Source organism: Mycobacterium sp. E740, assembly GCF_001672895.1.
GTDB lineage: Bacteria > Actinomycetota > Actinomycetes > Mycobacteriales > Mycobacteriaceae > Mycobacterium.
In genome coordinates this window covers 1-12,153 of the sequence record NZ_LZKP01000189.1, presented here as the reverse complement: position 1 = coordinate 12,153, position 12,153 = coordinate 1, and the positions used below count along the sequence as shown (strand labels likewise).

Here is a 12,153-nt window from a genome sequence, read left to right as displayed (position 1 = left end):
GCCGCACAGCGGCAGCGGTTGGCTGATCGGCTTTCGGCGCGATCACCGGATTGGGCAGGTCGGTGCCGGGCTGAGGGTTCAGAGCCACTCCCCTGTAACCCCGGCGCCCACGAGATTCATCCCCGACATACGGGTCACCCTAGTCCCCGGTTCACCCGCGCCCTCAGCACCGCCGCCGGCGGCAGCGTGCCGAGCGCGATCAGCACCAGGACCGCGTAGGCCATGATCCCGGCACCGCCGAAGATGACGTCGTCGCCGGGTCCGCCGAAGGTCATCAACGCCACCGCGAGCAGCCATGTCCACAGCGGCAGGGCCGCCACCCGGGGCGACGAGGTCCAGTGCAGTGCGGCCCACACCAGCGCGGCGTTGACGAGGCCGGCGATCAACGCGCTGACGGGAAACGGGATCGACCCCAGCCGCAGCGGAAGAAGCAGAGCTGCCGCGACGGCGCAGAGCACGCCGTCGATTGCCAGCAGCGTCAGGACCGCGATGCGCCGAAGGTCCGCGACGAAGGAACTCAGGTCGGGATGCTGTCCAGCAAGCCGGTGAGCGAGCCGATCACCCACTGCAGGCTGTCGAACCGGTCCTGCCAGTGCTGCAAATTGGGATCGAGATCAGGGTCCATGGCCGTCCCTTCGTTGCGCCGCCGACTGGCAAAGCTTACTCCTCCGCCGCGTCACTCATGAAGGTTCAGCCCGGCCAGCAGGTCGGTTTCCCAGCCGCGGGCATCGCGCTCGCCCGCCTTGCCCGCCGCCAGGATGTAGTGCTCGACCGCACCGACCGGCAACACGATGTTGTTGGACAGCGAGAACGACCGGCCGTTTGCGGCGACGCTGATCTGCGTGGCGTGCGCCCGCATCGCGGCGACCTTGGCGTTCAGTTGCGCCGGGTCGTCGATGACGGCGTCGATCGCGTCGTCGGGATACCCGAAGCCCAGTTCGTCGGCGCTCAGCCGGGTCCATTCCGGCGGCGCGTCGTCGAGCTCGGCGAGCCCTTCGGCCAGCGCGCTCTTGGCCGTCACTGCCCAGTACACCTTCGGGACCGTCCACGGGTCACCGGGAATGTCGGCGGCGCCGGCTTTCTCGACGGCGCCCATCGTCACCTCGTGGCTGTGGATGTGATCCGGGTGGCCGTACCCGCCCTGCGGGTCATAGGTGACGACGACGTGCGGACGCAGGTCACGGATGACCGCCACCAGCGCGCCGACGCTCTCGGCGGGGTCGGCGTCGACGAACCGCTGATGGTGACGACGCGGCGTGCCCACCATCCCGGAGTCGCGCCAGCGCCCGGCCCCGCCAAGGAAGTGCGGTTCGGCGATTCCCAACGCGCTCAGTGCGGCGCTCAGTTCGCCGATGCGGTACCCACCGAGCTGGTCGGCCGCGTCGACGGCGAGGTGCGCCCACCGCTGTCCGATCACCTCACCCTCTTCGCCCAGGGTGCACGTGACGACGCGCACCTGGGCGCCGCGCGCGACGTAGTGGGCGATCGTCGCCCCGGTCGTCAGCGTCTCGTCGTCGGGATGTGCGTGCACGAACAGCAGCCGCGCCCCGGCGACGCGGTCGAACGCGTTGGCTTCCATTCGCACCAGCTTGCCTGCCGGCTGGCATAGATTCACGAGGTGTCTCGGCGCACCGTGGAGTTCGGCTGCGCGGTGATGATCGTCGGGCTGCTCGCCGGCGTCGCAGGCGCGGCAACGACGCTGTTGCTGCACGGCGTCGAACACCTCACATACCACTATTCGTTCGGCACCCTGCTGACCGGTGTCGGTGGCAGCAGCCCGGTCCGCCGCGCGCTGGGACCGATGATCGGCGGTGCGCTTGCCGGGTGCGGATGGTGGCTGCTGCGGCGACGCGCCGAAGTCCCGTCGCTGTCGGCGGTGATCACCGGTAACCGGCGGTTGCCTCGAGTGCCGTTGTGCATCGACGCGGCGTTGCAGGTGCTGCTCGTCGGGTCCGGCGCGTCGCTGGGCCGGGAAAGCGCGCCGCGTCAGATCGCTGCTGCACTCGGCGATCTCGGGACGACGCGGCTGTCGCTGACGGCTCGCGACCGCGAGATCCTGCTCGCGTGCGCGGCGGGCGCCGGTCTGGGCGCCGTCTACAGCGTGCCGCTGGGCGGGGCGGTGTTCACCGCGCGGATACTGCTGCGCACCTGGCATCCGCGCGCGGTCGGCGCAGCGCTGATCACCTCGAGTCTCGCTGTCGCGGTGGCGTCTCCGGTCACCCATCTCGAACATGCGCTGACGTGGCCGGACTTCGAACTGTCCTATCTGTTCGTGCTCTTGGCCGTGGCCGTCTCGCCGCTCGCGGCCGGGATCGGTTTCGCGTTCGACCGCGTCATGGCCGCCGCGCGCCCGCGAGTCCAGTTGCGAGCCTGGTACCTGGTTCCGGCGGTGGCCGCGGCCGGGCTGTTGACCGGTGTGTGCTCGATCTGGTGGCCCGAGCTGCCCGGCAACGGCAGGAGCATCCTGACGGTCAGCGTCAACAGCGGGCTCACGCTGGGCGCAGCGGCGATGATCCTGGTGCTCAAACCGCTTCTCACCGCGGTGTTCCTGCGCTGCGGCGCCGTCGGCGGGTTGATCACGCCTGCGATGGCGACCGGAGCGGCGGCGGGTTCGCTCATCGGCCTCGCGCTCAACGAAGCGGGCGCGGGCATCAATGTGGCGGCCTTGTCGTTGACGTGCGCCGCAGGCGTGCTGGCCATCACGCAGCGCGCGCCGCTGTTCGCGGGGCTTTTCGTGTGGGAGCTCGCGCATCCGCCGTACTGGTTGCTGATCGTGTTCGGCATCGGCGCCTTCGGCGCGCACGGTGTACGCCTGCTACGTCAGCGGGGCGTAGCTACTGCCGAGTCTTGACCCAGTTGCCCGCGTCGCCGACGATGCCGACCGGCACGGCGCCCGAAAGGCTGACGTTCTGCACGCTGGGGCCGGCCGCCACGATCGTGGTGTCCTGCAGGATCGGCAGCACGGTTGCCATGTTCCACAGCCGCGGTTCGACGGCCGTGATCACGTCGGCGATCTTCTCGGTGCCGTCGAGCGCGGCGTCGATCTTCGGTTGGATGCTGCGGTCGCAGATGCCGGTGATGTTGCTGGGCGCCTGAACGAGCTCGTCGGATTCCGGTGCGGGACTGGGCTTTTGAGGTGTCGTCGACGCGGGCGTCGAATTGGGTACCGACGCGGGCGTCGAATTGGGTACCGACGCGGGTGTCGAATTGGGTACCGAAGTGGGGCTGGGCCGCCGAGTGGTCGGCGTGGCGGTCGGCGCGACCGGTGTCGTCGCGCCGGGTTGCACGGTCGCCACCGGCGTCGTCTCCAGGGCCCGGCACCCGTAACGTGACGCGAGCGACGTCGCGAGGTCGCCGCCGGCGTGATGCCAGCCGACCACCGCGTCGACGCGGTTGTTGGGCAGGGCGTCGCCGTAGAGGACGACGGGGTCCAACGCGGTCACCGATGCCGTGATGCCGACGTTGCGCAACTGGTCGGCTGCCGTGTTGGCGACGGCGACCGAGGTCGGGTCGTTGGCCGCCACCCCGATCACCAGCGACAGCGGGTCGCCGTTCTTGGCGATCCGCCCGCGATCGCCGTCCGGCGGCGGCGTGCCCGGGGTGGGCGGTGCGCTGGTCGCGACCGGTTCCAGCTCATAGCCGGCGTCGGCGAGCAGTCCGAGCGCGTCCGTCTTGGCCATCGCCGGCGGCGCGGTGGGCACATAGCCCGGATCCGACGGCGAGCGCACCTGCGCCTGCGCCAACGTCACCGTGTTGTCGTCACCGGCACCCACCGCGGCGAGAAGGTCGACGTCGAGCAGCCCCAGAATCGCTTTGCGCACTTGGGAATCCGCTAAAGCGGGCTGCTGGGCCCGCAGGCTCAACTGCATCACGCGCGGGGTGACGATCCGTGCGGTGCGCACGTCGGGGATCGCGGACAGCTGGGCGAAGGTCGCCGCCCCGCCGTGCACCTGGGCGACCTGCGTATCGCCGTTGCGGATCGAATCGGCAAGCGCCGCGGAGTCGCCGCCGCGCCGCAGCAGCACCAGGTCCGGTTTGGCCGGTGTGCTCCAGTACCGGTCGTTGCGGGCCAGCAGGATCTCATCGCGCTGCGGATCGATGCTCTCCACCCGGAACTGTCCCCCGGTGACGGGCAGCGCGCGGGCCAGTCCCGCGGCGAATCCGCCCGGGACGTCCTTGACGATGTGGGCGGGCAGGATGTTGTTGAACAGTTCGCGCCACGCCGGGTACGGCTGCGAGAACGTCACGACCGCGGTCTTGCCGCCCTCCGTCGACTGGACCCCGGTGATCAGGTCGTAGCCCGCGGGGTCGACGACGCCGGGCTGGCTGACCATCTGCTGCCACAGGTACCAGAAGTCGTCGGCGCCGATGGGCGCGTTGTCGGTCCACGACGCTTCGGGCCGGATCTTGTAAGTGACGGTGAACGGATCCTCACTCGTCACCTGTGCGGACAACAGCAGGGTGGGGTCGAGCTCCCAACGCGATCCCGTCGGCATCTTCGAATCCGCAATGGGCCGAAAGGAACTCGGCAGCACCAGCGAACTGATCGCCGCATTGACCGGGGACTGGTCTGACAGCAGGTGCGGGTTGAAGCCGGGGCCGATCCAGTCGATCGCCATGATGATCTGTGTCGCCTTCAACGGCGGGGGCGCCGTCGTCTCCGAGGTGTCGGTGCTCTGCGGAGCGGGCGGCGGGCTGACGGTGCACGCGGCCACCAGGGTCACCATCGCGAAGATCGCGGCGATGACGCGTGGGGGGCCGGACACGACAAACAGGGTATCCGCCAGGTTCAGTTCCGGGCCTTTGCGCGCGCTTTGGCGCGTGCGCGCAGGCTGGCGTTCAGCTCGACCTTGCGCACGCGCACGACCTCGGGTGTCACCTCGACGCATTCATCCTCGGCGCAGAACTCCATCGCCTGTTCGAGGGTGAGCTCCAGCGGCCGGGCCAACGTCTCGATGACGTCGGCCGTCGAACTGCGCATGTTCGTCAGCTTCTTCTCGCGGGTGACGTTGACGTCGAGATCCTCCGCGCGCGGGTTGATGCCGACGACCTGACCTTCGTAGGTGTCCTGGCCCGGCTCGACGAAGAACTGGCCGCGGTCGGCCAGCTGGATCATCGCGAACGGGGTGATGCTGCCGCTGCGGTCGGACACCAGCGAACCGGTGTGACGGGCGCGAATCTCCCCGGCCCACGGCCGGTAGCCGTCGAAGACGGCGTTGGCGATGCCGGTGCCACGGGTCAGCGTCAAGAAGTCGGTGCGAAAGCCGATCAGGCCGCGGCTGGGCACGACGAAGTCCATCCGCACCCAGCCGGCGGCGTGGTTGGTCATGTCCTCCATCCGGCCCTTGCGCGCGGCCATCAGCTGCGTGATCGCGCCGACGAACTCCTCGGGACAGTCGATGGTCATCGCCTCGAAGGGCTCGTGCAGCTTGCCGTCGATGGTGCGGGTGACCACCTGCGGCTTGCCGACCGTCAGCTCGAAGCCCTCGCGTCGCATCTGCTCGACCAGCACGGCCAGCGCCAGCTCGCCGCGGCCCTGCACCTCCCAGGCGTCGGGCCTGCCGATGTCGACGACCTTAATCGACACGTTGCCGACCAGTTCCTGGTCGAGCCGGTTGCGCACCATGCGGGCGGTGAGCTTGTGGCCGGACACCTTGCCCGCCAGCGGTGACGTGTTGGTGCCGATGGTGACCGAGATCGCCGGCTCGTCGACCGTGATGCGGGGCAGCGCGTGAGCATGGTCCGGATCGGCCAGGGTGTCACCGATCATGATCTCCGGCATGCCGGCGACGGCGACGATATCACCGGCGACGGCCTCGTCCGTCGGATTGCGCTCGACGCCCACGGTCGCCAGGAGTTCGGTGATCTTGGCGTTGGTGACGACGGGCACGCCGTCCACTTCGCGCATCCACGCGACCTGCTGGCCCTTGCGCAGCTTGCCGTTGTAGATGCGGATCAGCGCCAGCCGGCCCAGGAAGGCCGAGGCGTCGAGGTTGGTGACCAGTGCCTGCAGCGGGGCTTCGGGGTTGCCGCTGGGCTGCGGGATGTGCTCCATGAGGACGTCGAAGAGCGGATCGAGGTTGCTGCCGTCGGGGTTCTCGCCGTTGGCGGGCTCAGTGGTGCTCGCGATCCCGGCCCGCCCGGATGCGTACAGCGTGGGCAGCCCGAGTGCTTCCTCCGCGGCCTTCTGGGCTTCTTCGTCGAGGTCGGAGGCGACGTCCAGCAGCAAATCGTGGCTGTCGGAGACGACCTCGCTGATCCGCGCGTCGGGGCGGTCGGTCTTGTTCACCACCAGGATGACGGGAAGGTGGGCGGCCAGCGCCTTGCGCAGCACGAACCGGGTCTGCGGCAGCGGGCCTTCGGACGCGTCCACCAGCAGCAGCACCCCGTCGACCATGGACAGCCCGCGTTCGACCTCGCCGCCGAAGTCGGCGTGCCCGGGCGTGTCGATGACGTTGATGACCGTCACGCTGCCGTCGGCGTGATGGCGGTGCACCGCGGTGTTCTTGGCCAGGATCGTGATGCCCTTCTCACGCTCCAGGTCGCCGGAGTCCATGATGCGCTCAGTGGCGTCGTCACCACGGTGTGTCAGCGCGCCGGACTGGCGCAGCATGGCGTCGACGAGGGTCGTCTTCCCGTGGTCGACGTGTGCCACGATGGCGACGTTTCTGAAATCAGGCTGGGAACTCACTTCAGAATCATCCCAGTGCGGTCGGCCGATCACGAAAACGAGAGATGCCCGTCACTTGAAGCCCAGCAAGCTCGCCGGCCTCGAACCGAAGAAGAAGTGCTGCCAAAGTAAGCCCCGGTGCAAGCGCTGCCCGGTCGTGGTTTCGAAGGTGCGTAAGGCGCGATTGCACGGAGTCCGCGGCAGGAAACTCAAGAAAGTGTTCAAACGGGCACGGCGCGCATAGCCGCGCGCCGAATGGCATCAGCCGGCTGGAAATATATCGTGACACGAGATAAAATATCCTCATGCCGATCTACGAAGTGCTCACGATCGCCTTGGACGCGGTGCTGGCCGCAGCGGCGACCGTCGCGATATATCTCGGTGTGCTCGGACTTCTGGGCGCCTTCCATCTGGTCCGTTGCCCGCACTGCGACCACTTCACCTTCTCGCCGGGCAAGCGCGCCGAGCATGACTGTGCGCGGTGCCGCCACCCCCTGCTGATGCATCCGTGGCGAGTGGTTGCCCGCCCGACTCGGATCAGGTCCTAAGCGCCACGCAGCTGTACGTCGAGGCGCTTCAACTCCTCGACGTGCAGGGCGGTCAGCGACTCCAATCGCTCGGATCCGGCGTCGGTGAGTTGCAGCCGCACGACCCGGCGGTCGTCGCCGTCGCGGACCCGGCGCAGCAGTCCGCCACCCTCCGCGCGATTCACCAGTTCACCGGCGCTGTGGTGGCGCAGCAACAGGTAGTCGGCGACCTCACCGATGGTCGGCCCGCGATCATCGGCGTGCCCGCGGATCGCCAGCAGCAGCTGGTGCTGCATCGGTGTCAGGCCCGCCGCCTGCGCCTGCTCGGCGCTCCAGCGCTCGAACCGGCGCAACGCCGTGCGCAGCAGCAACAGCCGTGCGTACACGTCGTCCGGCAGCCCCATGCCGACCACCCTAGAGCGACTTCCCTTCGCTGGCTGGGCCTTAGGGATAAGACAGCAGCACCATCACCCGGCCGTCGGCCGAAGGCTCGGGGAAGCCGCTCTCGTCGAAGCCGTAGTACTGCCGCTGGATGTCGGTGATGTGGTCGATCACCCGGCCGTGCGTGCGTATCTCGTCGTCGTGGACGTCGTGCATGACGCCGACGAAGTCGGGCACCGACAGTGATTCGGCGAGCAGCAGCGCTTCGCCTCCCGACGAAAGCTCAACCAGCACACCGGCTCCGGAGAAATTGTTGCCGCCGCGCCCGGTGCCCCGTGGCGCCCAGTACACGGGTTCGCCGGCCACGTCGCCTTCGACGCGCCGATACTGGTCGACCGCTGCGGCGCCGTCCGCCACCGTGACGACGGGCAGCCTGTCGATGGTGCGCAGCTCGTCCCACCACATGTAGGCCAGCGGCAGCCCGACGATCGCGTAGACCATCACGATCAGCATCAGCAACGGCTTCCACGCCATCTCCCAGCTCAGCCTGACCTGCGAAGTGCCTTGTGCGACAGCGTGATCGTCCAGCTCGCGGCGGCCGAAGCGGAAAACGTACCAACTCAACAGCCGCGCCGCCGCCATGAGGGCCAACACGATGAGCCCGACGGCACCGGCGACACGCCAGTAGAAGGTACTGTCACCATGATTGATGGTCATGAGCGCCATTGCGGCGGGGATGGGCGCGGTGAGCAGAAGCAACAGCGAGTACGACGGATGGCTGGTCAGATACTCGTATTCGACTCTCCACGAACAGTTTCCGCCCATGACGGTGACATCGCCGAGGTCGGCGCGCACCATCGGCGTCCACGAGCCGCGTCTCACCCGCGGCTTGACCAGGCCGCGGAAGAAGACGAAACCGCAAACCAGCGACACGACGAGCGCACCCCAGAACACCCCGGGCATCGGGCCGCCGGTGCCCGGGACGCCGAACGCGCCGCGGATGTCGATCACCTTGGCGATGAAGAACGTCAGCGGCAGGGCGAAGAACAACTCGACCAGCCACGTCTGAACCAGCTGCGGGATCCGCGCGCCGATCCGGTCGAATGCGAGCACGCCCCGCCAGACGAACCGCAGCACGCGCATGAACCGAAAGGATAAGCGAGGGCGCGACGTTGGCGTGCCGACTAGGCCGTCAACGCAGCCCTCAGTTCGGGCAGCCACGCCCGGTCGGCGGGCACCCAGGGCAGGTCGTCGAGCTCGCCGGCGGTGACCCAGCGCAGCGCGCGGTGGTCGATGGGCTGCAAGGTGCCGCCGGTCCGGGTGACGACGTAGGCGCGCAGCACCGTCGTCGCGGTGAGCGTGACGTCGGCGCCGAGTCGCGCCCCGACCGTCACGTCGACGCCGAGTTCCTCATGCAGTTCGCGTGCCAGCGCGGCTTCGTCCGTCTCTCCGGCTGCGACCTTGCCGCCGGGCAGTTCCCACAGCCCGGCCAGCTCGGGTGGGCGGTCACGCTGAGCCACGAGCAGCGATGATCCACAGATCAGCGCACCGGCGACGACGATCTGATTCGACAGCTGGTTCGACATTGCGGCTGACGGTATACCGTCGAAGTCATGGCTGTGTTGACTGACGAACAAGTGGACCAGGCACTGCCCGACCTACCCGGCTGGGAGCGCGCCGACGGCGCGCTGCGCCGCTCGATCAAGTTCCCCGCGTTCCTCGACGGCATCGACGCGGTGCGCCGCGTCGCTGAGCACGCCGAAGCGAAGGACCACCATCCCGACATCGATATCCGTTGGCGGACAGTGACTTTCGCGTTGGTAACGCATTCCGAGGGCGGCATCACGGACAAGGACGTCGAGATGGCGCGAGACATCAACGGGATCGTCGGCCAGTAGCGGCGATCCAGCCCAGCGTGGCGAGCGTCGCGACGATGTAGACCAGGCCTGCCCACGCCAGGTACCAGGGCCGCGGGATCACCCAGATCGTCGGCTGCGCGAAGCTCAGCAGCCAGGGCACCCCGACGATCGTCAGCGCGAGCCAGGCCCAGCCCAGCACCCGTGCTCCCAGCCGCGCGTGCAGCGGTCCGTGCAGCAGCCAGATCATCAGCGGGATCAGCCAGACCCAGTGATGGGTCCACGAGATCGGCGACAACAGCAGTCCGAACAACTGCACGATCACGATCGCCCCGAGCCGATCCGAAGCGCCGCCTATCGCCCGCCACGCCAGCACCGCCAACACCGCGGTGAGCGCGATGCCACCCAGTACCACCGGCCCGTAACCCGCGTCGTGGCCGAGGATGCGCGATATGCCGCCCCGCCACGACTGGTTGAACGAGGTGCCGATCGGCCCGATGCGACCGGCGTCACCCAGCAGTTCGGTGAAATAGCGCCGAGTCTGGTCACCGACCACCAGAGCCGAGACACCCACGGTGGCAAGGAAAATCACCGCTGAGAACACCACCGCACCCCACCGTCGCGCACCCACGAAGTACAACCCGGACACCGCCGGCGTCAGCTTCACCCCCGCGGCGAGCCCGACCAACAGCCCCGACAGCCACCACCGTGAGCTGTACACCGCACACAACACCGCCAGCACCAGCAGCACGTTGATCTGGCCGTAGTCGAAGGTGCTGCGCAGCGGTTCGATCCAGATGCCGACGGCGGTCCACAACATCGCGGTCCGCCGGTCGCCCGAACCCAGCAGCCGCTGGCTGATCCGCACCACGCCGTACAGCGCAGCGATGATCCCGAGCTGCCACAGGAACGCGACGAGCCCGAACGGCAGCAGATGCAGCGGATAGAACACCACAGCGGCGAATGGCGGATAGGTGAAGGGCAGCGGAAAGTCCGGCGTCTGGTCGGCATAGACGTAGTCGTAGAGGGCACCGGGTTGGTCGAGCGCGCCGGCACCGCCGACGTAGACGTGCAAATCGACAAAGTTCGCGCCGTTGGGCACGAGGTAGGTCCAGGCAAGTCGGGCAGCGATGCTGAGCGCCAGCAGCGCCGGGCCAGCGTGGGCCAGTCGGGCGGGTCGGCGCGGCGCCGACGGATCGGCGCTTGTGGAGGTGTCGATCTGCACGACTTTATCGGCCGGTCACCGAAACCCTTCGCTTGAGTAACGGTTCCGTCACCGCCACACGTGTCACTTGAGTAACACCAGTAACTCCGTAGCTTCGGCCGCAGGCGTGCCGACACAACTGATTGGGAGAAACATGTACAGCACCAGAAAACTGTTCGCGACCACCATGATTGCCGCTGCCGGAGCGGTCTCGGCCGCCGTGGCGCTGAGCGCCGCCGCAGCCGCGGCTCCTGCGGCTCCCGCGCCGGCCCCGAGCGTGCCCGGCCTGCCGTTCATCCAGCAGCTGGCGTCGAACCCGGCCGCCGCAACGCAGCTGATGCAGGGCTTCACCTCGATGCTGAACGGCACCGCGGCAGCGCCCGCGTCGGCCGCCACCGAACCGCCGTCCGCGACCGCGTCGGTGACCTTGCCGCAACCGCCGACCGCATTGCCCGCCACGCCGGCGGCCGCCCCGGCGGCAACCACACCGGCCAACCCGGCAGGCAACCTGTTGTCGAACCTGCCGACCGGTCTGGCTTCGCTGATGCCGCAGAACTCGCCACTGGCCGGTCTGCTGCCCGCCGCAGCCACCGCGGCCACACCGAGCGTGCCGGCAGTGCCGGCCGCGGTCGCAGCGCCCGCCGCAGCTGCGGCAGCTCCGGCCGTGCCGAGCGCCGGTGTCGCGCCGCTGCTGATGCCGCTGTCCGCCCTGCCCTGATCGCGGCGGCGACGAGAACGACCAACTGGCCGACACCACCCACTACGAAACGCAAGAGGAAGCCATGTCAGCTCGAAGGATGTTCGCCACCGTCGCCATCGCGATCGGCTCATCGGCCACGCTGCTCGTCAGCGGCGTGGCCGGTGTGGCCGGCGCAGAACCAGCCCCACCCCCGTTGCCGATCGACGGACTGCAAGCGCCCGGTCTGTCAGCGGTGCAGGGGATCAGCCCGGCCATCCAGCAGGCGGCCGCCGATCCGACCAACGCCGCGTCGACGTTGATGGCTGCGGCCGCCGTGTTCGCCGGTGACGCGGTCGCACCCGCCGATTCGCGCAATGTCGCGTCGGCGGTGAACCAGTTCGTCGCGCACAATCCGGCGCCGGGCGTAGGGATCTTCGCCGGTCCGGCCACCGAGATCGCGGTGGCGAGCACGTTTCCGCCGTCCTTGAGGCAGTTGTTGCTGATCGACGGGTACATGAAGTCCTGCGTCGGTGGCGCATCCGGCCCGAACGCCGGACCGGAAGCGGCGGCCGGCGCCGGTGCTGGGGCGGGCGCCGGAACTGGTGCGGCCACCGGCACCGCTGCCGGAGCGGGTGCGGGCGCTGGAGCGGCGGCAGGAGCGGGAGCGGGTGCTGGCGCTGGTGCTGGTGCGGCCACCGGGGCTGGCGCGGCTTCAGGAGCGGGCGCAGGAGCCGGAGCAGCCGCCGGAGCGGCGCGGCTGCGGCGGCGTGTTGGATCGTCTCAGTCAACAGGCCAGCGAAGTCGCTGTCGGACAACGTTATTCCGGCTTCGGACAG

The 12,153-nt window shown here is 68.9% G+C and carries 12 protein-coding genes and 1 pseudogene; 4 read left to right on the top strand and 9 right to left on the bottom strand.

The genetic code is table 11. The features are described from left to right. Window positions 1–134 precede the first annotated feature (134 nt). Together A5663_RS18665 and mshB are read right to left on the bottom strand one after the other, a co-directional pair. Entirely contained in the window at window positions 135–521 is a 387-nt protein-coding gene (locus A5663_RS18665) for a hypothetical protein (RefSeq protein WP_082974233.1), read from the bottom strand. 155 nt (window positions 522–676) lie between these two features. Next, a complete protein-coding gene (gene mshB, locus A5663_RS18660) occupies window positions 677–1,579 on the bottom strand; it encodes an N-acetyl-1-D-myo-inositol-2-amino-2-deoxy-alpha-D-glucopyranoside deacetylase (protein WP_068152464.1) in 903 nt (300 codons plus the stop codon). A 39-nt stretch (window positions 1,580–1,618) separates the two neighbouring features. Between mshB and A5663_RS18655 the strand changes: the two genes are divergently transcribed. Then, on the top strand, window positions 1,619–2,851 hold the full coding sequence (locus A5663_RS18655; RefSeq protein WP_068152460.1) for a chloride channel protein: 1,233 nt from the start codon (window positions 1,619–1,621) through the stop codon (window positions 2,849–2,851). Here the strand turns inward: A5663_RS18655 and A5663_RS18650 are convergent. Together A5663_RS18650 and typA are read right to left on the bottom strand one after the other, a co-directional pair. Next, a complete protein-coding gene (locus A5663_RS18650) occupies window positions 2,835–4,775 on the bottom strand; it encodes an ABC transporter substrate-binding protein (RefSeq protein ID WP_369816669.1) in 1,941 nt (646 codons plus the stop codon). The genes A5663_RS18655 and A5663_RS18650 overlap by 17 nt on opposite strands. A gap of 14 nt (window positions 4,776–4,789) precedes the next feature. After that, window positions 4,790–6,691: a translational GTPase TypA gene (typA, locus tag A5663_RS18645; protein ID WP_068152456.1), complete on the bottom strand. Its 1,902-nt coding sequence runs from the start codon at window positions 6,689–6,691 to the stop codon at window positions 4,790–4,792. 284 nt (window positions 6,692–6,975) lie between these two features. On the opposite strand from typA, the gene A5663_RS18640 reads away from it, so the two are divergent. Beyond that, window positions 6,976–7,218 carry a hypothetical protein gene (locus A5663_RS18640; RefSeq protein WP_068152451.1) on the top strand — a complete coding sequence of 81 codons (243 nt, stop codon included), beginning with the start codon at window positions 6,976–6,978 and terminating at the stop codon, window positions 7,216–7,218. Here A5663_RS18640 and A5663_RS18635 read toward each other — a convergent pair. The 3 genes from A5663_RS18635 to A5663_RS18625 are packed head-to-tail and all read right to left on the bottom strand — an operon-like array spanning window position 7,215 to window position 9,152. Further along, window positions 7,215–7,601, bottom strand: a complete 387-nt coding sequence (locus tag A5663_RS18635) for a helix-turn-helix domain-containing protein (RefSeq protein ID WP_068152448.1) — start codon at window positions 7,599–7,601, stop codon at window positions 7,215–7,217. The genes A5663_RS18640 and A5663_RS18635 overlap by 4 nt on opposite strands. A gap of 40 nt (window positions 7,602–7,641) precedes the next feature. Beyond that, on the bottom strand, window positions 7,642–8,721 hold the full coding sequence (locus tag A5663_RS18630) for a hypothetical protein (protein ID WP_068152445.1): 1,080 nt from the start codon (window positions 8,719–8,721) through the stop codon (window positions 7,642–7,644). Window positions 8,722–8,762: 41 nt separating this feature from the next. After that, window positions 8,763–9,152, bottom strand: a complete 390-nt coding sequence (locus A5663_RS18625; protein WP_068152472.1) for a (deoxy)nucleoside triphosphate pyrophosphohydrolase — start codon at window positions 9,150–9,152, stop codon at window positions 8,763–8,765. Window positions 9,153–9,191: 39 nt separating this feature from the next. Between A5663_RS18625 and A5663_RS18620 the strand changes: the two genes are divergently transcribed. After that, a complete protein-coding gene (locus A5663_RS18620) occupies window positions 9,192–9,476 on the top strand; it encodes a 4a-hydroxytetrahydrobiopterin dehydratase (protein WP_068152442.1) in 285 nt (94 codons plus the stop codon). Here A5663_RS18620 and A5663_RS18615 read toward each other — a convergent pair. Then, entirely contained in the window at window positions 9,454–10,659 is a 1,206-nt protein-coding gene (locus A5663_RS18615; protein ID WP_156744552.1) for a mannosyltransferase, read from the bottom strand. The genes A5663_RS18620 and A5663_RS18615 overlap by 23 nt on opposite strands. 133 nt (window positions 10,660–10,792) lie before the next feature. Between A5663_RS18615 and A5663_RS18610 the strand changes: the two genes are divergently transcribed. Continuing rightward, window positions 10,793–11,356, top strand: coding sequence for a hypothetical protein (locus A5663_RS18610; RefSeq protein ID WP_068152439.1), 564 nt, complete (start codon window positions 10,793–10,795; stop codon window positions 11,354–11,356). Window positions 11,357–11,692: 336 nt separating this feature from the next. Here the strand turns inward: A5663_RS18610 and A5663_RS18605 are convergent. Continuing rightward, a pseudogene (locus A5663_RS18605) lies at window positions 11,693–12,064 on the bottom strand (hypothetical protein); the annotation flags it as partial. Window positions 12,065–12,153 lie beyond the last annotated feature (89 nt).

What these genes read in the sequence shown, in the direction of transcription:
- mshB (WP_068152464.1), bottom strand. Translation starts at nt 1,579, where the DNA reads ATGGAAGCCAACGCGTTCGACCGCGTCGCCGGGGCGCGGCTGCTGTTC.
- A5663_RS18640 (WP_068152451.1), top strand. Translation starts at nt 6,976, where the DNA reads ATGCCGATCTACGAAGTGCTCACGATCGCCTTGGACGCGGTGCTGGCC.
- A5663_RS18635 (WP_068152448.1), bottom strand. Translation starts at nt 7,601, where the DNA reads ATGGGGCTGCCGGACGACGTGTACGCACGGCTGTTGCTGCTGCGCACG.
- A5663_RS18630 (WP_068152445.1), bottom strand. Translation starts at nt 8,721, where the DNA reads ATGCGCGTGCTGCGGTTCGTCTGGCGGGGCGTGCTCGCATTCGACCGG.
- A5663_RS18620 (WP_068152442.1), top strand. Translation starts at nt 9,192, where the DNA reads ATGGCTGTGTTGACTGACGAACAAGTGGACCAGGCACTGCCCGACCTA.
- A5663_RS18610 (WP_068152439.1), top strand. Translation starts at nt 10,793, where the DNA reads ATGTACAGCACCAGAAAACTGTTCGCGACCACCATGATTGCCGCTGCC.